The organism is Verrucomicrobiia bacterium (assembly GCA_035489575.1).
Lineage (GTDB): Bacteria > Patescibacteriota > Saccharimonadia > Saccharimonadales > JAGQNK01 > DATHJY01.
This window is the reverse complement of the sequence record DATHJY010000013.1, coordinates 164,872-188,323: the sequence shown is the minus strand read 5'-3', so window position 1 is coordinate 188,323 and position 23,452 is coordinate 164,872. Positions and strand designations below refer to the sequence as shown.

At 53.6% G+C, this 23,452-nt stretch carries 20 protein-coding genes; 5 read left to right on the top strand and 15 right to left on the bottom strand.

Annotated elements, in window-relative coordinates:
* Positions 1-460: 460 nt before the first annotated feature.
* Positions 461-1,195 (top strand): M15 family metallopeptidase, encoded by a 735-nt coding sequence (locus tag VK694_06795; protein HTE58425.1) that lies wholly within the window; start codon positions 461-463, stop codon positions 1,193-1,195.
* Positions 1,188-2,213, top strand: coding sequence for a GNAT family N-acetyltransferase (locus tag VK694_06790; GenBank protein ID HTE58424.1), 1,026 nt, complete (start codon positions 1,188-1,190; stop codon positions 2,211-2,213). The genes VK694_06795 and VK694_06790 overlap by 8 nt, the downstream gene beginning before the upstream one ends.
* 299 nt (positions 2,214-2,512) lie before the next feature.
* Here the strand turns inward: VK694_06790 and VK694_06785 are convergent, their stop codons facing one another.
* From VK694_06785 to VK694_06730, 12 genes are all read right to left on the bottom strand, one after another.
* The gene (locus VK694_06785) at positions 2,513-3,409 is read right to left on the bottom strand and encodes an HAD-IIB family hydrolase (GenBank protein ID HTE58423.1); all 897 of its coding nucleotides are present in this window, start codon (positions 3,407-3,409) and stop codon (positions 2,513-2,515) included.
* Positions 3,410-3,567: 158 nt separating this feature from the next.
* Positions 3,568-4,047 (bottom strand): hypothetical protein, encoded by a 480-nt coding sequence (locus VK694_06780; GenBank protein ID HTE58422.1) that lies wholly within the window; start codon positions 4,045-4,047, stop codon positions 3,568-3,570.
* 262 nt (positions 4,048-4,309) lie between these two features.
* The gene (locus VK694_06775) at positions 4,310-5,602 is read right to left on the bottom strand and encodes a Y-family DNA polymerase (protein HTE58421.1); all 1,293 of its coding nucleotides are present in this window, start codon (positions 5,600-5,602) and stop codon (positions 4,310-4,312) included.
* Positions 5,599-5,937: a S24 family peptidase gene (locus VK694_06770; GenBank protein ID HTE58420.1), complete on the bottom strand. Its 339-nt coding sequence runs from the start codon at positions 5,935-5,937 to the stop codon at positions 5,599-5,601. The genes VK694_06775 and VK694_06770 overlap by 4 nt, the downstream gene beginning before the upstream one ends.
* A 494-nt stretch (positions 5,938-6,431) precedes the next feature.
* The gene (locus tag VK694_06765; GenBank protein HTE58419.1) at positions 6,432-6,917 is read right to left on the bottom strand and encodes a hypothetical protein; all 486 of its coding nucleotides are present in this window, start codon (positions 6,915-6,917) and stop codon (positions 6,432-6,434) included.
* A 198-nt stretch (positions 6,918-7,115) separates the two neighbouring features.
* Positions 7,116-7,607, bottom strand: a complete 492-nt coding sequence (locus VK694_06760) for a hypothetical protein (GenBank protein HTE58418.1) — start codon at positions 7,605-7,607, stop codon at positions 7,116-7,118.
* Between the two features lie 246 nt (positions 7,608-7,853).
* A complete protein-coding gene (locus VK694_06755) occupies positions 7,854-8,027 on the bottom strand; it encodes a hypothetical protein (GenBank protein ID HTE58417.1) in 174 nt (57 codons plus the stop codon).
* 711 nt (positions 8,028-8,738) lie between these two features.
* Positions 8,739-9,128, bottom strand: coding sequence for a response regulator (locus tag VK694_06750; protein ID HTE58416.1), 390 nt, complete (start codon positions 9,126-9,128; stop codon positions 8,739-8,741).
* 187 nt (positions 9,129-9,315) lie between these two features.
* A complete protein-coding gene (locus VK694_06745) occupies positions 9,316-10,848 on the bottom strand; it encodes a HAMP domain-containing sensor histidine kinase (protein ID HTE58415.1) in 1,533 nt (510 codons plus the stop codon).
* A 193-nt stretch (positions 10,849-11,041) separates the two neighbouring features.
* Positions 11,042-12,262: a DUF3048 domain-containing protein gene (locus VK694_06740; protein ID HTE58414.1), complete on the bottom strand. Its 1,221-nt coding sequence runs from the start codon at positions 12,260-12,262 to the stop codon at positions 11,042-11,044.
* 102 nt (positions 12,263-12,364) lie between these two features.
* Entirely contained in the window at positions 12,365-14,410 is a 2,046-nt protein-coding gene (locus tag VK694_06735; GenBank protein ID HTE58413.1) for a hypothetical protein, read from the bottom strand.
* A gap of 64 nt (positions 14,411-14,474) precedes the next feature.
* Entirely contained in the window at positions 14,475-14,714 is a 240-nt protein-coding gene (locus VK694_06730; GenBank protein HTE58412.1) for a hypothetical protein, read from the bottom strand.
* Positions 14,715-14,978: 264 nt separating this feature from the next.
* Here VK694_06730 and VK694_06725 point away from each other — a divergent pair, with 264 nt between their 5' ends.
* The 3 genes from VK694_06725 to VK694_06715 all read left to right on the top strand — a co-directional run bounded on the left by VK694_06725 (position 14,979) and on the right by VK694_06715 (position 18,741).
* Positions 14,979-15,152, top strand: a complete 174-nt coding sequence (locus VK694_06725) for a hypothetical protein (protein HTE58411.1) — start codon at positions 14,979-14,981, stop codon at positions 15,150-15,152.
* Positions 15,153-15,434: 282 nt separating this feature from the next.
* The gene (locus tag VK694_06720) at positions 15,435-18,500 is read left to right on the top strand and encodes a DUF87 domain-containing protein (GenBank protein HTE58410.1); all 3,066 of its coding nucleotides are present in this window, start codon (positions 15,435-15,437) and stop codon (positions 18,498-18,500) included.
* 49 nt (positions 18,501-18,549) lie between these two features.
* Positions 18,550-18,741, top strand: a complete 192-nt coding sequence (locus VK694_06715) for a hypothetical protein (protein HTE58409.1) — start codon at positions 18,550-18,552, stop codon at positions 18,739-18,741.
* Positions 18,742-18,821: 80 nt separating this feature from the next.
* Here the strand turns inward: VK694_06715 and VK694_06710 are convergent, their stop codons facing one another.
* From VK694_06710 to VK694_06700, 3 genes are all read right to left on the bottom strand, one after another.
* A complete protein-coding gene (locus tag VK694_06710; GenBank protein HTE58408.1) occupies positions 18,822-20,234 on the bottom strand; it encodes a hypothetical protein in 1,413 nt (470 codons plus the stop codon).
* A gap of 83 nt (positions 20,235-20,317) precedes the next feature.
* Positions 20,318-21,742 (bottom strand): glutamate--tRNA ligase, encoded by a 1,425-nt coding sequence (gene gltX, locus VK694_06705; protein ID HTE58407.1) that lies wholly within the window; start codon positions 21,740-21,742, stop codon positions 20,318-20,320.
* A 34-nt stretch (positions 21,743-21,776) separates the two neighbouring features.
* Complete coding sequence (locus VK694_06700; GenBank protein HTE58406.1) at positions 21,777-23,255, bottom strand: PEGA domain-containing protein; 1,479 nt, start codon at positions 23,253-23,255, stop codon at positions 21,777-21,779.
* Positions 23,256-23,452 lie beyond the last annotated feature (197 nt).

Sequence of the window (23,452 nt, the reverse complement as noted above, 5' to 3'; positions counted from 1 at the left end):
TGTAGCACCCCGTCTTCATGCATTTATCATACCTCGAGTGCTTTCAGCCTTGGTTCAAGATATTCCATCTCACCGAAGAACGTTTCGACCCTACTCACCCTATGGTTCACCAAGAAAAATACCCCACCTCGTGTGGGGTATTTTTCTTGGTTATTTCTTGAGCATCGAACCCTCGATTGCCGCAATCGGGTGAGAACAGCCTGTGGCTGTTCGCAAGGGAATCTTCACCTGGCAACTTGTTGCCATGGCAGAAGTTCCGGGCCGGCGGAACGTCGGTCGATTCCCCGAGGTCACCATTTTTAGGGAAATAGATTTGTCGAACACCGACAGATAGGAAAAGTTCTAGCAGTAGCTGGAACTTTTTGTTTACCGAAAAGTCTCATCTGTTGGCAAGGTTCGATTCCCTTGTGTTGTTGTGCTTACGTAGTTAACAGAGGTGATTGTTGTATACTAACTAGTAATGAACTTAGATGAAAAAATACAGCGATCAAAAAGCACTGAGAGAATTGATTTTTCAAAGTATCAGTCTGCCAATATTGATGACCCACTTGTAAAAGTTAGCAGTGCAGGCAAGCTGATTGTCGAGCCGTGTTGGACGGTTGAGGACGATTGGGATGGAAAACAATACAGAGATTATATTGTCGAACATCCGGAATATGACGATATCTATTTGCGTTCGGAAGTAGCCAAAAGACTGCAAGTAGCAGCCAACTCATTGGATGAACAGTATAGACTTGTCATTCGAGCCGGACATAGGCCAATTGAAGTGCAACGTAAGCTCTTGGTGGAATGCGCTAGAGAGTATAAAGATGAGCATCCTGATGCTACTGAAAAGGAGGCACTGAAGCACGCACGGACCTTTATAAGTGACCCCGACATAACGCTGCCTCCACATGTTTGTGCCGCTGCCGTAGACGTGTATATATTGGATGCTAAGTCTAATAAGTCCATGGATTTTGGTGCCAAAATAAATGATGATTCTGATGAAACTTTCTTGTACTATTCCGACCTAACTCAAGAGCAAAAAAATACTAGACAAATACTTTTAAGGGCCATGCTAGATGCAGGCTTTGCAAGCTGCATGCCTGAGTGGTATCACTTTTCGTATGGTGACCAAGTATGGGCTTGGTTTTATGGAAAATCAGAAAGTTTGTATAGTCCCATAGATCCACAAATCGGTGATGAGCATGGCTGACCAAAACGGCAATCACTACATACGGCCCTATCAACCAGATGATGCTGCAAGCATGCACAGAGTGGCTGTGAGGGCAGCACTTAATGATGGGGTGGATTCCCTGTCAACGCTCGAATCCATCCCTAGCTTGGAAGATTTGGTGAATTCTCTGGAAGCCAATAACTCGGACACTGATGCTGACGTTTTTGTTGCTGTTGATGGTGAGACGAATGAAGTGGTTGGCTACGGAAAAGTTAGCTGGTGGGACGAAGAGGATGGAACTTTTTTGTACCTACATCAGGGTCGGGTAGATCCGGCTCACCGTAGACAGGGTGTGGGTGGCAGTCTCCTCGAAACACTTCAAGACAGGATAAAAGAGATCGTCGCAGAGCATCCGATTGATGCGCCCAAGATGTTGGGCGCCAATGCATCTGAAAGCGAAAAAGACACATTGGCGTTAATCGATAAAAATGGCTATCAAAAGGTCTGGTCGTCGCTTGAGATGGAGTTCACGGACTTTTCTAAAATAGACGGCATCACACTGCCCGAGGGGTATGAACTCCGCCCGGTAGAATCTGAAGAAGATAAACACAAAGTATACAAAGCAAATAAAGAAATTTATGAGGGCACATGGGGGAATACGCCCGATTCGGATGAGGATTACCAAGATTTTCTAGCACAAAGCCCCGACTCATCCTTGTGGCGCGTAGCATGGCATGGCAATGAAGTGGCAGGCTTTGTCTTAAGCAGGGTTGAGGCTAGGCAAAGTGCAGCGGGTAGCGACACTCAGGTGGCCGAAGTGACACAAGTGGGTGTATTGCCTGTTTTTCGCCGTAAAGGGTTGGCGGGTGCGCTAATGGCGGAGAGTCTTAGGTCACTTCATGTTCGGGGAATGGAAATAGTTCGTTTGCATACAGATGCCGATGGTAAGATGGGCGGTCGACAGCTTTATGATAATCTTGGATTCTCAGCGCTGAAAGAACACCATCGATTCAGAAAGCCACTTGAGGACGACAGTAATCTTACGACTGGTTCGTAGCTTAGTATCTACAGTCTCTAAAGCTTTAAGTTTAGGGTCAAGCTGTTCAGCAATCTCTAAAATTGTTTCGACCTTAACCACCCTATGGCCTTACCATGCTGAATTTTGAGCGTTTGTCGAAACGCTCCCAGATAGAAAAAGTCTCGTCCGTCGCGGTGAGACTTTTTATGTGCCCTACTGGCATGCCATTCTCACAAGCAACGAACTCCTTAGCAATCTTAACCTTCGGGTGCTGAAAAGTACCCCTATTACCTAGCGCGTGACAAACAGTCTAGAAACGAACATATCGTCTCTTTTGTCTATAATTTTATCAACTGTTCAAGCGCAGTTGCGGCGCCATCATCCTCTTGGCTGGGAGCTATAAAAGTTGCGTTAGCAAGCACCTCGGGAACTGCGTTATCAACGGCAACTCCAATCCCCGCCATTTGCATTAACGCCAGGTCATTGTGGCCGTCGGCTACTGCTAGTGCGTTTTTTGCAGGTATGCCTAAAATTTCCAGTGCCTTAGCCATTGCCCATTGCTTGTTTGCGTTCTTGTGAACAACAAAGATTTCGTACTTAGTCTTTCCGCCGGCAAGTAGAGTTGTATGCCCAACAAGAGAAGTCACATCTTTGTCTGCATATTTTGACGCCAGCGCGTGTACTCGCTCTACATCAACATCACTAAAAACAGTTGCACACAGTATTCGAGGGTGGCGTGGAGTGTAGTCCGGTACCTTCCTGCGAGGCCCCTGAGGATGAAGTGGATCAATTGCAGAAGTGTAGGTCATGTTTCCTGGCGCATTCCCTGCCGGATATGCCCAAGTGTAATCAATGCCATCATCTTGGACTTCGTAGCTAAAGGTGCGCCTACGAAATTCCCGAATAAGCTCGTTGGTTGCGTCAAGCGGGAGGCTATTGTCGACAACGATCTTTTTGCTTGCCGCATCATAAAGCACGGCGCCATTGCTTAGTATTGATATGCTATTTGAGCCAATTGCATCTAGAATGTGCTGCGCACGCTGGAGTGAACGAGCGGTTGCTACACCTATGAGGGTGTTTTTGCCTGCTTTGCGCGAGATCTGTTGAAAGCGCTTGCTTGGTAACTCGGCACTGTCATTTGAGATAAGGGTGTTATCTATATCAAAAAAGCAAACTTCAATAGTAATTGGCGTATTTGGTCTATAGTTTGGTCCTGGGCGCAGTGAATAAGACATAGACCTAGCGTATGTCATGGGCACTTTCATATTCAATACCAAGAATTTTGCTGACCCCTTTTGGAATACGAACTGGATTGGACAAAAGAGAGGGTCGGGACGGAGCCAGGGGGAAGCTGAAGCTTCGGCCGCACTGGGTTTCCGTCCCGAACTCTCTGTTATGGCATGATGTCCTCGCTAGGTGGTTCGGCCACGAACACCGTGGTGTGCTCCATCCGAACGGCGTCGATCTTGAAGCCGATGTTGTGGTAGCCCCGCAGCTCGGTCAGGAGCGTTGGTACGACATGAGGACAGCACATGACGGCCCAGGCATGCATCAGATCGCCACAGGGGTTGGTGAGTACGCCACTGAAGTGGCTCATCCCCCGCTGGATGTAGCGGACCGTGTCGGTGGGCACATCTGGCAACTCGAAGGACTTGATGGCTCCGTCGTCGTTGAACACGCTGACGGCAACCGTGCAGACGGTGGGAAGGGTCGGATTGACCAGGCCAATCCCAATCCGGCGACCTTCTCGATCGGCTTGGCTGCTGAGCAGCAGACGGAGTCGGCCCTCTTGCTTGGTGGCGTGATCGGTAGCCCAGATGACGATGTCTGCCAGGCATGCCTTGGTGAGCTGCCCGCGGTGACCGTTGAGCACCTGCTGCAGTGCCACGACCGAAGTCGGGGAGAGCTGGTCGATCTGGAAGGCCAGTCGGCCGAAGACGACATGGCCGGGTGCGTCGTCGGCGCTGAGGTCGAAGACGCGCATGTTGACCGTACACGGTGTGTGTATGGTGGTTGTCGTGGACACAGAATTCCCTTCGGGAGTCAGATAACAGAGAGTATTAACGTGCCATCACCGAGGCGATAACTTACCTACTATAGAAGGATGAGATAAAAAATCAAACTGGTACCTTAACTTAATGTGTGACAATCCTGGCTTGGGGGAGTTCGCTCGGGTGGGTGGTGTAGCGTGGGCTGCGCAAGTTGTAGCGAGGCCGCCAGGTCTGAGCCAGGAGCTCGGTAGCATTGCGGATGGTGCGCTTGCCAAAGCGCTCGTTGAGGGAGTCTACGGCTTGCATGCGCCGAGTAGCGGCATCGTGCAGAGGGATGTCTATATATCCCATGAGATCTGTTTGTACAAAGCGGCTGGGGGCAAAATCGTACAGCATCACACCGGCTCGGTGGTAGGCCTGCTGAGGCTTGTATAGCTGGTGCCATAGCCCAACAAGGTCGCTGATAATGCGGCTGGTGTCTGCCGTGGGAACGTCGTACACCACTTCTCTGCTCCAGCGACGATAGCCTGGTTTGTGTTTATTGGTGGTGGCAAACAGCGCCGCTCGTCTGGTGAGTTGCCCACTGCGCCGCAACCGAAAAGCGGCTTGGGCGGCAAACGATGCCAAGGCAGCCTCTACCACTGCACTCTGATTAGTATCTTCGCCAAAAGTACGGGTTCGGGCAATACTTTTGGGCAGTCGTGCTTCGAGCCCGAGTGGATGGCAACTGACGCCATTTAGCTCGGCAATGAGCTGTCGCCCCTTGATACCCATGAGTTGCTGGGCCCGCTGAGGGCGCAGCTGAGAGAGCTGGTAGGCGGTGCTGATGCCTTCGGCGCGCATTTTGGGTGCCAGTCGCCAACCAATACCCCATACCTCTGACACGGGCACGGTGTGCAGCTGCCGGCCTACGAGTTGCGCAGGCATATCTATAAAGCTCAGGACTCCGTTGAGTTCTGGATCTTTCTTGGCACGCTCACTGGCCAGCTTGGCTAGGGTTTTGGTGGGGGCTACACCAATAGACACCGGTATACCGGTCCAGCGCCAGATAGCCTCGCGTACCCCTTGGGCCCAGGCGGCGTAGTCTTGGATGGGCAGTTGGCTGAGGTCTAGAAAAGACTCGTCTACCGAATATACTTCTATGCGTGGAGTGATAGTGGTCAGCAGCTCGGTAATGCGGCGAGACATGTCGCCGTACAGGTCAAAGTTGGCACTGAACTGCACCACGTTGTGCTGCTTGAACAAGTCACGGTATTTAAAAGCCGGTGCGGCCATGGCAATGCCCAGGGCTTTGGCCTCGTTACTGCGAGCCACGGCACAGCCGTCGTTGCTACTGAGTACTACCACTGGCTTGCCTTCTAGGTCGGGCCGAAATACTTTCTCGCAGGACACGAAAAAGTTGTTGCAGTCTATGAGTGCAAATATGGGCGCGTTCATGTCTTGTTCCTGTACGGATGAATAGCGGTGGTGATAACTCCCCATACTTCACTGCCCTCTGGCAGCTGGTGATGGGGCGATACGGCAAAGCTGCCGTCGTACCACCACACCACTAGGTCGGTCTTGCGCGGTGCCAGGGCACGGTCTATCAGAATGATATCGGCGTCAAAGATCCCACTGTCCTGCCAATCGTTGCCAAGGATGCGCATAAAGTACGTGCTGGCACCATTGCGCACCAGCATCTTGTTGAGGTCGACGCCTTGCAAGCTGGCGTCGGTGGCGGGGTTGGGAAAACCATCGTGCACAGACACGCCGCCGGGTTTTTCATAATACATATCAATTACCTTTCGAGACTAGAAGGTTATAAAAAAGAGTTAGGTTTGAAGCCAGTGAGGCTGGCTAGAGCCATCGTCCAGAAGAACGAAGACAAGGTAATTGATAGAGCCTGGGGGTGGAAATTCTTAGAGCCTATGTCAGATCTCGCTCCCGATGCCAAAACCGATACATTTCGGATGACAATTCGTTCTGGTCTTTTCAGGCGTAACCATAGTTACGGCTGGAAAGTCAGGGCGGATTGGCGCCGGAATGAGTGGTTTTGGGGCGGGACTGGAGGTCTGGGATAGGTTCTGCCAGAAAGTACTCCCATGACTCCCCTTAGTATAAACCAAAAAAGAAAGAGGGACCGAGATATTTGCTTGGGGGTGCAACGCTTGAAAGCGTGGCAAAGCAAAAGTCTTGGTCCCACGGTGGGGTGTCTAGGCAGCTCCGATGCGGGAGCACTTATAAATCCTAGACACCCCTAGTCTCGCGTTGATCAGCCGGAGCTGGTCTAGCTGGTGGTGGACGGCGCAGTCGGCGGGGTGGCTGGCTTGGGCGCGTTCTTTGGGTCGCGTACGACGAGTTCGTCGTCTTTGATACCGGTCTCCCAGCCGTTGTCCTCGAAGTGGACCCTGACGTTCTCGACGATTGCCCTCGGCACTTGCTTGCTGGCGTTGTCGACCAGCGAGTAGGAGGTCTCCCAGTCGGGCACTGTCGAGGTGGTGTAGTCGTCGATCCGTTCCTGGACGGCGTCGATCAGGGCGTCCACTGTGGCTTGGTCTTCCTTGCGGACGTGGCGTCGCCTGTCATCCGGTGTCAGTGTCTTCTTCTCGGCGGGCTTGTTGCGGAACCGATTGACAAGACGGACGATGCCGAAGATGATGAGCGGCACACAAATGCCGACGATCAGCACTCCGCCGCCGCCGCCGCCGATTGACACGATCAGGACGATCGCGGCCCAGACAGCTCCGATGGCAGCCCACTTGGCTTCTTGCACGAGAGTCTCCTTTGTGGGGAGAGCGCAAAGTCAGAGAATTACCTCTGTCTTCACTTCTAGGGGGAGGCCTAGCACCTATCATGTCAGAATGACTATACTACTCTAACACATTTCTATTAAAAAATCAAGGGTGAGCTGGTCGCTTGCACGCATCATGCGCATAGCAAGCAACCAGCTCAAACCCTTTAGCGGTGACCCCTAGGCCGCCAGCCGGGAGCGCACGAGGTAGACGTCCTCGCCTGCTGCCTTCTCTAGGCGCTCGCGCAGCACGTGCACCCGGCCCCTCATGATGTGGCAGATGATGGCACAGATCTGCTCGTCCCAGTAGGACGGAAACCCGGAGGCGGCGACCACGATGGATCCCAGGACCCAGCTGCCGCCGTACTTGACGTCGCCGTCACGAAGACGCTCGGGTTCCTGGGTCTGTACCAGGCGCGAGGGCAAGCCGGTGGCTGCGGAGATGTCGAACTTGCCGAGGGCGATGTCGTCGATGGGGTACTTCCATCCCCTTCTGTCGCCGTAGGCGAAGGTGGTCAGGATGCCACCCGTACCGTCCGGGTTGCGGAAGCCGGCAACGATGTACAGCTTGTCGCTGCCGTTGGTCAGGCCACCACTGACGATGTTGTCGATGGTGGGGACGGCGTCCTGGATGGAGTCCTCGGCGATGGAGGCATTGAGTAATAGTTCCACTTCACTCCTTGGGGGTGCGCGGTGTCAGGATTGACCGATTCATTCTATAACAGATATACCCAGTATGTAAAAAGAGACCAAATGCACTGTGTGGGGCCAACGCATGAAAGCGCGGGTACAAAGTGTATGGTCTCTTGGGGTGTGGTGGAGGGTCTCTGGGGCACAGAGTCCGTCTTTGTCCCTTTGGCAGGAACTTATCCTCTCGGTAAGAGGTCCGGGGTGTGAGGGGGGCGTCGGCGGCGCTGGTTAGCTGGCCGGGGTCTGGCTCTCGACGAGGCGCTTGCCACCGATGATCAGGTAGGCCAGCGTGCCGACGACCAGGATGAACCCGGCGACGACCGCAGCCAGGAGGCTGGCCATCACGTAGACGGTGACGACGGTGACGACGATGACAACCAGGAACAGGAACAACTTGAACATGTCCCCTCCTCAGGGAACGGCGCAAACTGCAGGGAGGCCCTGCGTTCACTTCTAGGGTAGGCCTAGCACCTATGTCAGAATGACCAAGCTATTTTACAATATTTATCAGAATATACAATACCTTAAGCTTGAGAAGTATCCCCTTTGCGCACAGAATAATAAGGTGTTTTTGTCGGCAACGGGGGTTTTACGGAGCGGGGTGCCAGTATGCGGGCGGCTCTAGGACGTAAAAGACAAAAACAACAGGAGTTCCTCACGGATAAGATGCGCCACCGGCGCGTGGTGCTCGGCTGGTGGCCGAGTTCCACGCGCGGCGGTGGCATCTTGGTGGTGGCGTGCGTAGGGCGATCAGGTGTTGTAGATCAGCATCATCGCGGAGCAGTTAGGCTTGCGGGTTACTGCAGATCTCCACTCGCTGGGTGTGTAGCCCTTCGGAAGGCACTCGAGAGTTCCTTCCCAGAAGGCTTGGGCGATTCGTGCGATCTCGTCGCAGTCTTCGGGCTCGCTGGGGATCTCTCTCTTCTTGAGAGGGAGGTGAGGGACTAGGACGGAGTGATCTTGAAAGGACACGGCTACCTCCGGAGAGATTGTTGTTCTGTTGCCGACAAAGAATCTTCGACACAATGGTGATGTAGAAGTTATGTTACTTTAACACATTTTTTATATTTTTGCAAAATTAAATAGAGAGGAGATAGTGGCAAGTCCGCGTGCCTAGGTGTTGAGCTGGCCTAAAAACTCGGCCAGTTGTCGTGGAGTCATCTCGGCCTTGACTACATAGCCGTCGGCTTGGCTCTCTATGGCGGCCCGGTCTTCGTCGCCCATCTCGAGGTTGGTGGTTATGACGATCTTTGCCTTTAGGTCTGGTTTTTCGGCTCGCAAGCGTTTGAGCACCTCGGTGCCGGTCATGTTGGGGATCATAATGTCCAGCAGGATAATGTCGTAAATATCGGTCAGGGCTTCGTGCAGGCCCTCTTCCCCGTCTATGATCATCTTTACCTGGTAGCCGGCTTTTTTCAGAGCGCGTTCATAGAGCTCGTTTATAAAGTGTTCGTCCTCTATGCAGAGAACTTTTTTAACAGTTTGGGATATTGGTTCATCCATTCATTAAATAGTAGCACGTCCACAGCCATGCATTCGGGTGCTAGGGTTGATTTCTCGACGAGTAACGGACCGGGCTGTGCAAAAGGCACTGCCCAGGAGTAACGCAGGCGAAAATCAGGTCTAGTGCCTGAAAACAAAAGCACAGAGGGGCAAAGCCCCTCTGTGCTTTTGTGGTGCGTGGCTGTGGTTATTTTCGATACAACGAGTGATTTTTTATCCAGCCATGGGCGTGGCGCACAATGTCTGTATTATTACTGTTTTTTACTTCGTCAGCAAGCTGAGCGTAGGGTTGTAGGGTAAAGCTAAAGCTACTGCCCTTCCCTGGCTTGGAGCGGACCCAAATGTTTCCACCGTGGGCGTCTACAATGGCCTTGCTCAGGTACAGTCCCAGGCCCGTTCCGCCGATTTGCGCCTTGGTGCGGTGGTTGCGATAAAACTTCTCAAACAGGTTGGGCAGCACGCTTTCTGGAATACCTACGCCAAAATCTTGTACGGTTGTCTCTACCATTCCCTCTTGGTTTAAGGATGAGGTAACGATAATCTCGGTAGTGGTGTTGCTGTACTTGATGGCATTGTCCAGCAGGTTGTTCACCACTTGTGAAATGCTGACGGGGTCAGCTGCCACCGTGGGCAGATTGGGCTCTATGGTGAAGGTTATAGACTTGCCAAGAGCCTGGGCGTGGTTTTGCATAGGGAGCGAGGCAGTTCTCAGGAGCGACTCCCACGTGCCTTCTACCATCTGTAGCGACAGCTGGTTTTCTTCTATTTTGACAACGTTCAAGATATTGCCTACAAAAGCAGATAACTGATCTGCAGAGACACGCAAGCGATCCATGTAGGTTTGCAGTTCGTCGTCTAGCTTGCCTTCTAATTCTTCTTCGAACACCTCTATGTAGCCGCGCATAACCGTCAGTGGGGTACGCAGTTCATGTACGGCCAAGGCCACAAAGCTTAGCGACTGATCGTCTTTGCTGTACTCTTCTGTGTGGTCAAAGAGGGTCACGATGAATTCGGTGCCACTTTCGTTGTCTCGGTTGTAGTAGGCGGCAATGTCACACTGCTTTACGGTCTTGCCGTCCCGTAAAACCACATGGACGCGCTCCCAGTAGGCTTGGTCGGTTACTTTGTTTTGCTGGCAATCATCAATCCACTTTTCCAGTGTAAATTCGCTGGGAAATTCAAAGTTAACGCTGTCGAAAATGCGTTGTCCAAACACCTGTGGGCTTTCCAGTTGGAGGTATTCCAGGGCTTTTAGGCTGGCGTTGGTAACAAATTGTTCTTTGTTAAACACAAAGACGGGCAGCGGAAACCGGCTAACTACGTTAACGGCTTGCAGAATTGACTTGCGGTGAGTGGCTAGGTCTCGGCCATCTTCTTGGCTGGCAAACTGATACACTCGATTGGCCAGTGAGGTGATGAGCTCGCGACCCATGCGCAGCTCGGTCATATTGGGGGCGGCTACTGTTGTTGTGTCGGGCGCTACGTGCAATATTGCCTGCCACAGGGCCTTGAGGGGTTTCATGAGGTAGCTGCTGCCAGCTTTGGCGGCAAAATGGGCCAGTACTAGCGTAACGATGGCGTCTGTCGAGACTATCACCACTGGAGGAAGGCCAAACTGGGTTCCGACCAGCCATATGGACAAGGCAAAGACTATCAACAGACAATGCAGCACTATGAGGTAGGTGTAAGCTTTGCGCTCCAGCTTCTGAAAATTGTCCACCCTAGTACCCTGCTCCACCTACTGTGGCCAGCCTCAGGCTCTCGTCAGCTGTGCGGGAGTGCTGCTGTGGAACGCACCGTAAACGAGTCGTAGCCGTAGCTACGATGAGTGCGGAGCGGATCTGCGGGAGTGCTCCTGTGCGCTGAGGTGAGTCTGAGGTGGTCATGGTGGGTGGAGCGGGGTACTTCCCTTTCTATGGCTTTGCTACTACTGCTCCGGCTGAACTTACTATAGACACCCATGTTTGCCCGGCATTGAGGGCAAGCGGGGCCCCGTTAGCATCGCCAAACTTGAATTGGCTATTACGCTGCGACTTCTCCCATATGCCTTCGGTCATGGTGCCATCTTGGAAGAAATAAGCCTTGCCCGAACCCGTAGTGCCGTACTGCGAGTACACTCCGGCGTAACGGTGTGACATAACCAGCACTACGATCACCTTGGGATTGATCTGTTTGGCTGCTTTCTCGTCCATATGTGGCTTGCCACCCTCGCTGCGGTAGTAGGTATTGTTGGTGGCGTCGTAGTCAAAGTGCGGGTTGTAGAGGAAGCCGCTAATAGTCAGGTCGATAGTCCGGGCTGTGGCTGGCGAAACTTGTTTGTCGGCCTTGCGAACAAAGCCACTGAAGTTACTGCTGTTGTACCCCCTGGCGCTTTGGGCGGTTAGCAGTGCGTCTCGGCTGGTATAGAGATTGTGGGGTGCAAAGCGGTTATTGACACGCTGGAAGGTGCTGCCGTTGGCGCCGTGGTCGATGTCTTTTATCTGTTCGCGCTTGATCTGGGCCAGGGCTTCACCACTGCCGCCGGCATGAGCGATAGCAGCATCATAGGGCACCAAGAAATCCAGGAAATATGGCCGCACAGAGCGCACGGGCCCGATATATCCGGGCTTGGTCTCTAAGAATAGGGCCAGGAAACGAGTTATACCGCCCTCGGCGATTGCCTCGTAGACAACGCCTGCGTCGTACAGGCCGGCCTGGGGGCGGGCATCTGGGCTGTTTTCTATCATGACACCGGTCATGGGCAAATTATTGAGCTCGGGGGCAACCTGTACACCTGTCAGGCGAGAGGCGACGGTGGTGGGCTTGGGTGGCTCCTCTACTTTGGCTTCTTGTTTGGTGGCAGGTTTGGCGGGCTGCGGTTTGTCACGTAATACAAACCACCAAATGAGTCCGCCGGCAATGAGCAGTCCGGCAATGATACTCAATATAATGATTTTCTTGTTGCGGCTGAGGTGTTTCCACTTGGCCAGCCAAGCCTTTGGCCCCCGTCCTTTTGGCGGTGCATGCCGATGAAAGGTGGTCGGCTGCGTGGGCGGCGGACCACCCATGTCAGCCTCTGCGGCTTGTTCGGGTGTTACAAAAGCCGGTGCTGGCATGACCGCTACGTTTTTGATATTGGTTTTTGTGTGTGCCATTTCTGGCGACGCCTCTGGGCGCGGCCGAGACGGCTTTATGTCATCCATCATTACCATGTAGTTTACCATTACCGGTTCGTAAGGGTAAACTACGTGGTAATTTTATTCTTCGGCCGCGGCAGCTGCCTGGGCGGCCAAAGCCTGGATGCTGGCTACCATTCGCATGCGGTGTCTACGCATATCGCTGCCGTGGGGGTGACGAAGCGCCTCGGCACCGTGAGCCTGGGCGTTGGCCTTGGACAAGCGATAGAGTTCGCGCCATTTCAGGTACGGGCGCTCCGCGTAGGCATAGGCAGCGTTGCCGTACAGTGGATTGTCGCCCACAGTGACGATTTGTTCGATCTTTTTTTCGGGGTGCTTAAACTTCAGCTCTAGCACAAAGTACGGGATCTTTTGCTTGAGCGAACCGGGTAAGGCCCGGTAGAGAGTAGCCGTGATATCATCGATTGCTCCCAGTTGTAGATAGAGTTCATGCATTGTTTCCAGCCGCTCCCACTCTACGCGCTGGAGCGCCTTTTTGTCCGTGGCCAAATGCGCTTCTAGTTCGCCGCGCAGCTCGGACATGCTGACTCCAGGTGGGAAAACCCGGAAGTTTAAGGGGGTGGATTTGTTAATAATTTCTAAGATGGCTGCCCGTCGTGGGTCGGATGCGGGCAGTGGCTCGATTGCCTGTTTGGTCTCATCTGTAGCGACAGCCTCTTCGCCCTGGGTTTCGTTCCAGTAGGCATCAAACTGTTTTATGACATTTTGGGCAAAGTCTGGCAGTAGTTTGATGTAGGAGCTGGTTAGGATGAGCTCGTTAGCCAAGTACCAGCTCAGTACCTGCTGCAACTGGGGAGTTGGGCGCTCCAGGCGGTGGGCGGCTCTGAGATCTTCCAGGTCGGTCCGAATTGTTTCTAGGCGCTGCGCGTCCTCTAGTAGTTCGTCAAAAACAACCTGATGATCGGTAGTGGCTAGCCGTTCGTTGACCACATACATCATGGTCAGGAAGTCACGGGCAAAACTTTTATCTACAGGAGCAATCCGCGCTCGGCCCACCAGCTCCGAGCCAAAGCCATCCATCAGTTGGCGGACATACCGACTGTCGGGATCGACCAGCTTGCGGAAGTTGGTGCGCGATAGCTCGTACGGCGCGTGTACCTCGGCATGTTCGGTCAGCAATGTTTGAACTTGCTGTCGGCGTGCCTCGACACCCTCGACTTCTATGGCCCGGGCCAGTGCCTCGTGTAGTGCGAGTTCACCAGTGACGGCTGCCAGCGGCTGCATCTGCCGGAACCGGGGCCGCTTTTCCCACAACTGCAGTGTCCCGGCGGTCAGGAGTTTTTCTAGGGAGAGCGCACCCAGCATGGCATCGGGCGAGCTAAGGTCTCGGCCAGCCAGTGCCTCTAATAGGGATTCTCGAGTTGTTCGTACTTGCTGGTATCCGTCTGCAAAACAGTCCCCCCACTGTACTGCCAAACTGTCTATGTCGCCACGCAAGGTCTGGTAGTTGGCGGTGATAGTCTTGTGTATTTGGGGCAAGGGTGACGCTGCTGGGTCCAGGCCCAGTCGGCGCTGCCGAAGTCTTTTGAATAGCCCACCGTCGCTGCTCTTGGCGCGGCCTTCTAGACGGTCTGGGTCAACAAATCCCAAGAGAACGGTGTGGACGGTAGCCAATCTGGCATAGCCGTTGTCAGGATCGTTGTCCACTAACGACCCAGCCATGATCAGGGCTTGTTGCCAGGGTTGCTTGTAGAATATGGGGTTCCAGTCCTGCTCTTCTGACAGTGCGGCTCGCACCTGGTCCAGGCTGTCTGGGTCACAGGCATCGAACAGGGCTACCGAATCCACAAAAGTCCGTGCTACAAATAGAGCCGCGTCGGCAGGTGTAACTGTTTCTGTGGCCCGTTGGTGTACTTGCTTGGTCTGATTGTGCAGTTCGGCCAGGGGCAGTTGGTTGGTCAGGCTGGAATCGGTGCGGCGTTGGTCGCGTAGCCAGCCAGGGATAGACAGATCTGCGGCGTTGGTCGCGCCGACTACATCTGGTTCGTCTTCGTCCAGAACCGCTCGGGCTAGTCGCTGGCAGTCACCCATAAAACGGCGAAATTTAGGTGAGCGCTTGAACCGACCGGGCGTGGCTTCCCCACTGCGGTAAGTCACATGTTGCACAATCGCTATTCCTGCTGCGCTAGACCCTAGTTCAAGGATGGTTTTGCCTACCCGAAGCATCAGATCAGTGTGGGGCCTCGAATCCCTCTAGCATCCGCTCGCCCTGCAGACCAATCCGGTCATCACCCAGCTCGTGCCGCACTGCGAGCAGCTCGCTAGCTACTGCAGCCGCTTCCTGTGCAGTCTCGATCTCTGTGCCTATACCTACCAGCTGCTGAGCCACATCAGGCATAGTGGCTTCAATACTCCTGCGTTCGGTTACCTCGGACTCGATCATACCTATCATGATATGCAATAATGACATTTTGACAAATATCTAAATACTGTTCGAAGCTTCTTTTATGCTGAGTACAGACGATGATTGACTTTTAATATAAAATAGTGTAAAATATATTACTGTGTTAGTACCCTGCAAAGGGACAACGCACCTTAAGTTCTAAGAAGTGAACTTGTGATTGGATATAAGTGCATCCAGATGAATGTGCCCTTACTCCCAATCGCAAGATAAGAAATCGCTCCCCAGCGATCGGGCTGCACGTTGCAGACAACCTTTGAAAGGTCGGCGGATATGAAAGTTCTGCTCTACTTCATTGCCTTCGTGGCTTGCCTCACGGCCCTCAAGCTCGTTGCTGATGGCAACACTGACTCCGTCGATGTTCCCGTCGTCGCTATCCCCATCATCGTTGGCGCAGTGTTCCTGATCCTCGGCCTGATCGTGCCCGGTCACTCTGCCGAGCGCTAACCCACTTCTACATGAGCTCCCAGGAGCGAGGAGGTGCGCGGTGCGTGCATTGTGGCCCTACGGCTCCTTCACCCATTCGCGCATTCTCCTCTCTCCTGACAACACCTAAATACATTTTTGGCTCAGTGTATTCAGGTGTTGGCTGCCCGGAAACCCACTCCTCTGGCGTGTTCCGGTAGTTACCATAAACAAAACACCGTATAATTGATATGTCTATGAATCCTCCTAAAGCCCCTCGTCTGTTAAGCAAAGCCTATTCTGATAAGTACGATTTGTCAGTTCTTGTACGAAGGCGTACCCGTAGGTACGCCGACAAGCAAGACTGGCAAAGCGCACACACCCCACAAAACAGATTTTGTGGGGACCTTGTTGTGCCGTCAGAACGGGCTGAGGCTGGAGGGGTGGCTTAAGATGGGTTCACTGTTCGGAAAATTATCTAATCCCGTCGCCACCGACCCTGGCACCGTCCTGCTGCTGCAAGTCCCCCGTACCAACGAAAAGAAGGAACTGGCCGCAGAGCAGATGTTTGCCAGCTTGCATGGCTTATTAACCACAGCCCAGGCTTCTTTTTTCAAAACAGAGGTGCACGAGCGGGTGAGTTTTGAGATTGCCGTGCAAAACAAAAGCATTGGCTTTTATATCTGGGTGCCCGAACATTTGAAGAGCTTTGTCGAAGAACAAATTTATGCCCAATACCCAGACGTGCACATTGCCGAAGTTGATGATTATACCCACACGGCCGACGCCCAGGTGGTTGTCCAGGCAGCAGCAGAGATAAAGTTTACTGCCAACGAGGCTTTGCCTATCAAGACCTTTCCGAGCTTCGAGGTTGATCCTCTGGCGGCCATAACAGCTGCCCTGGCCCAGTTTGACGAAGACGAAGAGGCCTGGTTGCAGGTGGTGATACGCCCCGCCCCTTCCAACTGGCATAAACGAAGCGAATCATACGTAGCCGGTATTCGTGGCGGCGGCGCCGGGCCTATGGGGTTTGGCATGATCAAAGTACTGTGGGAACCGCCCGGTGAGGGTGGCGGTGGTGGCAGCGCGCCCAAGCTGGCCGAGCACGAAACAGCCCGGGCCAGTGCGGCCGAAGCCAAAAGCCACAAGCTAGCCTACGAAACTGCCGTGCGGTTGATTTACCGTGGCAACACCAGTGCGCCCCAGGCCCGTATGCGTATTCAGGCTATTACTGCCAGCTTCAAACAGTTCAACACCACCTACCTGAACGGTTTTACGGCCAAGTATTTGGGTGAGGACCCTCGGTATGTCGAGTTGTATCGGGCGCGCACTGTTGGCCGCCGGGGGTTTGTCTGTAACATCGAAGAAGTTGCCAGCTTGTATCACCTGCCCCATACCAACGTAGAGACGCCGAATATTTTGTGGGCTCGGGCCAAGACGGCCGAACCACCGGCTATCCTGCCCATTGTAAACGAGAAGAACCGAGACACTATCAGCCCCGTTGCTGTCACCAACTTTAGGGGCCATAACTCTATGTTTGGTCTGCCACGGAACGACCGTGGACGTCACTTGTATATTATTGGACAGACCGGTGTTGGTAAGTCTGGTCTGCTCGAGCTACTGAGTATATCTGATATTTATAGTCCCTTTGGCTTTGCGATTATTGACCCTCATGGTGACTATGCCCTGAGCGTCATGCGCCGCGTCCCTGAGGCGCGGGTGAACGACGTTATTTATTTTAACCCTTCTGATACTAATTTCCCGGTAGCCTTTAACCCCCTAGAGGTCTCTGACCCCAACTTGCGTACTCACATTGTGTCGGAACTGATTGGGGTGCTCAAGCGTATGTTCGAGTCATGGGGTCCACGTTTGGAATATATCTTGCGCTACACTCTGCTGGCGCTGGTGGAGTTCCCGGAAGCGACCATGTTGGATATCACCCGCATGCTGACAGAGAAAAAGTTCCGCCAGGACGTTATAAAGCACGTGACTGACCCCGTAGTGGTCAACTTCTGGAATGTAGAATTTGCCAGCTGGAACGACAAATTTGCCACCGAGGCCGTAGCGCCAGTGCTGAACAAAGTAGGTGCCTTTACCGCCAACCCTACTGTTCGTAATATCATCGGCCAACCGCACAGCAGCTTTAATATCCGCAAGATCATGGACGAGCGCAAGATTTTGATCGTCAACTTGTCACGTGGCCTGATCGGCGAAGATAACGCCAGCCTGCTAGGTGCGCTGCTGGTAACCAAGATTCAGATGGCAGCTATGTCCCGGGCAGATATGGACCTGAGCGAGCGTGTGCCTTTCTATCTGTATGTGGACGAATTCCAGAACTTTGCCACTGACTCGTTTGCTACCATCTTGTCCGAGGCTCGTAAGTACGGCCTAAATCTGACCGTAGCCAACCAGTACATTGCCCAGATGAGCATGGAAGTCAAAGATGCTGTCTTTGGCAACGTGGGTTCTATAGTTGGCTTCCGTATGAGTGCCGACGACTCGCGTATTATGACCAAGTATTTCGAACCAAAGTTTGAAGAACATGACCTGGTGCACATGCATAACCGTCACTTTGTTATCAGCATGACCATAGAGGGTGAAAAGGTGCAGGCTTTCTCTGCCACCTCGCTAGAACTACCGCCCCAGAATCAAGACTACAGCGAGCAGATTATTGCTGCCAGCCGTGAAAACTTTGCTTATAAGAAATCCGACATAGAAGATTACGTTCGTGAACGCTACCTAACGCCGGAACAAATAGCAAAAGCCATCCAGACCAACACCAAGCCAAAAGGTCACCATCAGGACAAGCCCAGGCCTGCTAATAATCCAAATAACAATCCAAAGCCTGCTCACCAGGCCCCCAAGCCTGCCACGCCAGCACATAAGCCCGTGGCTGCACCTGCTGCACCAGCAGCAGTAGCTGCCGTCGTTCGGCCAGTAGAAAAGAAAGTGAAAGATACCGTCACTAAAGTAAAAGACCTCGGCAAAGCCGTGACGCACATGGCACAGCCCAAGCCTGCATCTGAAGCAGCTGCACCTGCTGTACCAGCCCCCGCTGAAGCACCCAGACCTGCAGCGCCCCCGGAAAAACCCAAACCAGAGCCTAAGCCTATACCCGTACCGCCTCTGGCGCCAGCCAGTGAAGAGGCTGATAGGCCCAAGCGCAAACGAACGCGCAGCCGACGTCGCAAAAAACCCGGCGTGTCTACCGAGCAATCCGATCGCACTGGCAACCGCCAGCCAAGAGAAAGAGGCGAAGAAAGGCCGGCCCCCAAGCCTGCCGAGCCTCGGAGATCTGAAACTCCTGCTCCCAAGACGGACAAGCCCACGCCAGAGCCCCCAAAGCCCTCCACGACGAGTGGCGACGAAACAGTCATTCGCCTCAGATAAGATATTGACTATTTAGTAAAATAGTGGTATTATATACCTCATGGATAATATGGATGCTTTCGAGGCCCAGTTTGATACGCCCGACGAAACGTTGCGTAAACTTGATGACCAAACACTGACTGTCTTGGCCAGAACGGCATGTCTAGAAGATACCGCTGCCTACCTTGAGGACGAAGCGGTTCAGTTGCTTGCTGATGTTCGGGCTGCCAACGAGAGGCACGGACTCAGCCCTTCTGACTAGATAGATGTGGATGACGTGGATGTCAACTGCAGCCAGCCTACTTACACGGGCTAGAGAATAAAGTAGAAACTCCAGCCACTTTAGGATATAGTAGCGTAGTAACGAGATCGTCTCGTTGCTCTTTTACCTATGGAGGTTACACGGTGACTGACACCGTTACTCCCACCGAGCGGCAAGAGCCGTTGCAGCTCAGTGCGGTGATACACGAGGATGGGACGAGTGAAGCCAACGTCAAAGTGACGTGGTGTGCTCCGACCTCCGAGCTGCAGGATCTGGTGGATCACCACGAGATCGTCAACCCCTTCGTCCTCATCATGGTGCGGCCATACTCGGTCACCCAGAGAGATGGCGAGGAGAGGCGTCTCTACTCCAGCGTGACCAAGCAGTACATCGTGCCGTTCAGCGAAGGCCAGCAGTATGTGTCCTGCTCGCGGCCGGGCAACAACGCCATCAGTGCCACTGTGATCTGGAATGATGAAGGTCACGGCAGCTGGCGCCTTGGTGATGTCTTCCGCCCGGGAGTCGTGTTCGACAACTACGACGGCGAGCTTCGACGAGTGCGACGGCATGACCGTGGCAACCGAGAGGCCTGTCTGTTGTACGAGGTCTTCGACGAGATCACCATGGTGGTGCCGGAGGAGATGTTCGCCAAGCCGTTGCCCCAGTGGTTCCGGGACTACACCGGCAAGTTCGTGGACGACGCGGCGTTCGATCAGTGCAAGGGCCGTGCCCGCATGATCCTGCTGGGCCTCTACGCCCCGCTGTACTTTCCATGGGCCTACCTGTTGCGGACCCTCCAGGTCGTTTTCGGGCTTGCGCTGGGCTTGCGCGACCTGCAGTACAAGAGCTTTGCCCACCCCTTGCGCTATCGGATCCGGCACGTCAGCGAGCAGGCCGACAACTCCATCTGGTGGTTCGACAGAGAGGGTCGTCGCTTGCCCGCCTGGCGGTTGCCCCTGAACCCCCTGTCGCCGCTGGCGGTTGCCCTGATCATCTTGGGGATCAGCAGCTGGCACGTGACCGAGAACGAGCGAGTTGTGCACTGGCTCGGCTGGAGCTGGTGGGAATGCTTGGGCGTGAGCCTGCTGTTGCACCTGGTGCCGCTGGTCCTTCTGGGCATCATTGCCGGACTGGCTCTGTTCGCGGGCGCTGTCAGCGGCATTCCCGTGTTCGGCAAGGTGTACGAGCGGATCGTCGAAGGCCGGCGGGATCGTCGCCAGACTCGCGCCCAGCGTGACGAGGAGAAGCGGCGTGAGCAGGTCAAGCAGACCCGTGCGGCTGTGGAGCTGCTGTCGTGTTCGCGTCCTGGCGGCCCACCCCGGAAGAGGACCTACCGCATGATCTTCCAAGAGACCAGGCACCGGGTCTGCAAGCCCTACGCCCGCTGAGTCCTCTCCCCTAGCCGTCCTGGTATGACGGTCAACAACTACCACGGTGGGTGGTCCTCTGAGATTGTTGCCTTTTTTGGCACCCCTCTCACGGCCACCCGCCACTATCGTCCACAAAGTAATAATTGTGCTGATGAGCTGTAATAGCAGCGAAACGATAGAGAGTTAGGCATCCTATGCGCGGGAAGCTAGAGGGCTGCAAGCTGAGTTTGCAGGCGGCGCAGACTAACCTCTTTGCCCAGGACGGCCAGGGTCTCTGCCAGGCCGGGGCTGGCCGGGGCCTGGGTAGTGGCAATACGGACCAGGCTGAATAACACGGCTGGTTTGGTGTCGGTTGCGGCCAACAGTTCGTTCAGGCGTGTGGTCAGGTCGTCCACGCTAAAATCGCTTTGCTCTAGTTGAGTTTGGGCAGTTTCTAATAGCGTTTTGAGTGTTTCTTTCTCTAGCTTTTTCAGCTGCTTGTGCTCGCTGATAAGTGCCGGATTGAGTGGTAGGTCTGTAAAGAAGAATCGGGTTAGGTCTGGCAGCTCGGCAAAGTATTTTAGGCGTTCTTGTACCAGCCCAAGCACCTGTTTTTTATGAACATCATCATAGTCTTTGGCTTCTGGTGGCCAAAAGTCTTTGACCTTTTGGTACAGATCGTCCAGTTCCAGCTTTCTGATATGCGCGCCGTTTAGCCAAATCAGCCGCTGATCATCAAAATGGGCACCGCCCTTTTGGACCCGTTCTAGGCTGAACTTTTGAATAAGTTCGTCTGCGGTAAAGATCTCTTGCTCGGTACCGTCGTTCCAACCCAGGGTAGCCATAAAATTGATAAGGGCTTCTGGCAGATAGCCTTCCTTGGCGTAATCCAGGATATCTTTGGCGCCGTCACGCTTGCTGAGTTTTTTCTTGCCGTCTGGCCCCATAACCATAGGAACGGTGGCCAACACCGGCGGTTTGATATCCAGGGCTTCGTACAAATTTAAATACTTGGGGACACTGGCAATAAACTCTTGCGAGCGGATGATGTGGGTGATCTCCATCAGGAGGTCGTCAATGATATGGCAAAAGTTATAAGTTGGATAGCCGTCTGATTTTATGAGGATAAAGTCGTCCACGGCTTCGTCGCCGGCCGACAAATCTCCCATGACAGCGTCATGCCAGGTGTAAGCTTTGGGCTGGGACTTGAACCGGAGGGGTTGACTGCCATCCCACGTGGGTGGGTTATCTGGTCGGTGGTCGCGGAACAAGAATGGCTTTTTGGCGGTCTTGGCTTGCTCACGAAAGGCTTGTACTTCTTCGGCTGTATAGGGGTCGCCGTAGGCCCTGCCGGCGTCCACCAGCTTTTGGCCCCATTCCTTATAAGTATCCAGCCGTTCACTCTGCTTGTAAGGGCCATAGGCCCCACCAATATCGATGCCCTCTTGCCATTCCAGGCCGAGCCACCTGAGTGATTCCATGATGTGCTGTTCGGAGCCTTCGACTTCGCGGATTTTGTCGGTATCTTCTAGCCGCAGCATAAACACGCCATTGTTCTGCTTGGCGATCAGCCACGCGAACAGAGCGGTACGTACACCACCGACATGCATATAGCCCGTGGGGCTGGGGGCAAACCTGGTTCTAACTGTCATATTGGTTGATTATACGAAAACAGAGGTAGATTTGCTACTGATCCGAAGAGATTCGCATGGGAGCTCTCAGTAACGCCGGCTTGCCCTGGACTGTCACCGACGGACCTATGCTGTATAAGAAGTCATAATCTCTATCAAAGAATGGCAAGAAGGCGGCGTCTGAAGGGTTTAGCTTTTGTATGTTGATACCGTCAAAATCAAAGACTGCCACCTGTCCCTCGGAGACTACCATGTAGCGGTGGCCATCCATCCAACGGGCCTTGTAGCCGGGTGTCAGGGGCAGCTTGGTATCGTAGTGATAGGTGCGGTCGTGCTCGGAGTCGTATACCGCAAAGTTACTGCCGCCCTGCGCGCCAATAAATCGACTGTTGGCCGATACTGACAGATATTCTAGTTTGTCTAGCTTCAGTACGGCGACGGGTGCCAGGGCTCTGTCTTTTTGTTGAATCAGCGCCTCAAAGGGTTGTTCGTAGACATAGACCTTGTTCTCGGCACTGGTGCCGGCAGCCACATACCACCGGTCGTCGAACCGGCTGACGTCTACTACGTTGATATCACCTTTTGGTAGTTCTCGTAGTTTGTAGCTGTCGTTGCCCTTGCGTAGCTGGACCACGGTCTTGCCGACCGCAGCGCCTTCTTCTGTAACGTAGACAAGTGTGTCGTCGCCGTATGACTTGAAGACCAGCACTCTGTTGGCTAGCAGAGTTAGCTGGGCAGATTTGGCGTCGCCATGCCGCAAGATGCCACCGCTTTTTTCTAGCAAATGGAACTGATCAAACTTTTTGTCACGCAACGCGACGTCGCTCAGCGCTAGGTTAAATGTTTTGTTTATGTTGAAGCTGGTGGCTGGTTGTTCGCGGTCTACCATGACAAATTCTGGCCCACCGGCGTAGACATGCTTGACCAATACGTGTCGGTTGTCGGTAGACCACTCTACTGCCTCCAGCTTGTGGTCGCCGCTGGCCGCTGCAAAAAGTGTGTCTGGCAGTGTCAGCGTGGTGGCGGGGTTGGCGCTATTGCCAAGGTCTACTATGTCGAAAGACGTGAGGGTGGCGGGTTTTTGGACCAAGAGCCACTTGCGGTCCGGGCTCTGGGTGGCCAGTCCGGGACTGCTGCCATATAGTTGTACGTCTTTTGGCTCTAGCTTTTCAGGGAACAAGAACGGATACACCATGCGTTCTATGCTGCCGCCCTCTAGCTGTAGCGTTCGGCGCCATGTCCGGTAGCCGTCACGTTTGAGCTCGAAGTCGTATTTGTTGGCTGGCAGGGTCAGTCTGGTGTCGGTCTGGCCTTCCTGCTTGCCATTCATAAAAATGGTGGCCTGCTCTGGGTGAGCATCTACAAATACCAGGCCATTTTGAATAACGGTGCCGGTCTTGCGGTCGTAGTCGTAACCTGATACCTCAAACAGTAAGATAAGGGTGCCGATACTCAGGGCAACGGCCATCAAAAAGTAGCCGATGTACAGTCGTATGATGTGGGCCTTTTTCTTTTTTGGGTCGAGAAAATCCATATTCCACCACTAGTATAACTCCAGAACCTATTCCAGATCTCCAATTTTGCCCCAAAACCGCCCGGAATGTATCGATTTTGGTATCGAAAGCGAGATCTGGAATAGGCTCTGAGCTCCTTCCGTTCCATTCATTTGCGAAAACCCTGATCAAGGGTTAAGATAAATGAAGCAAAAGCTTTTTTCGGAAATCTTTGAGG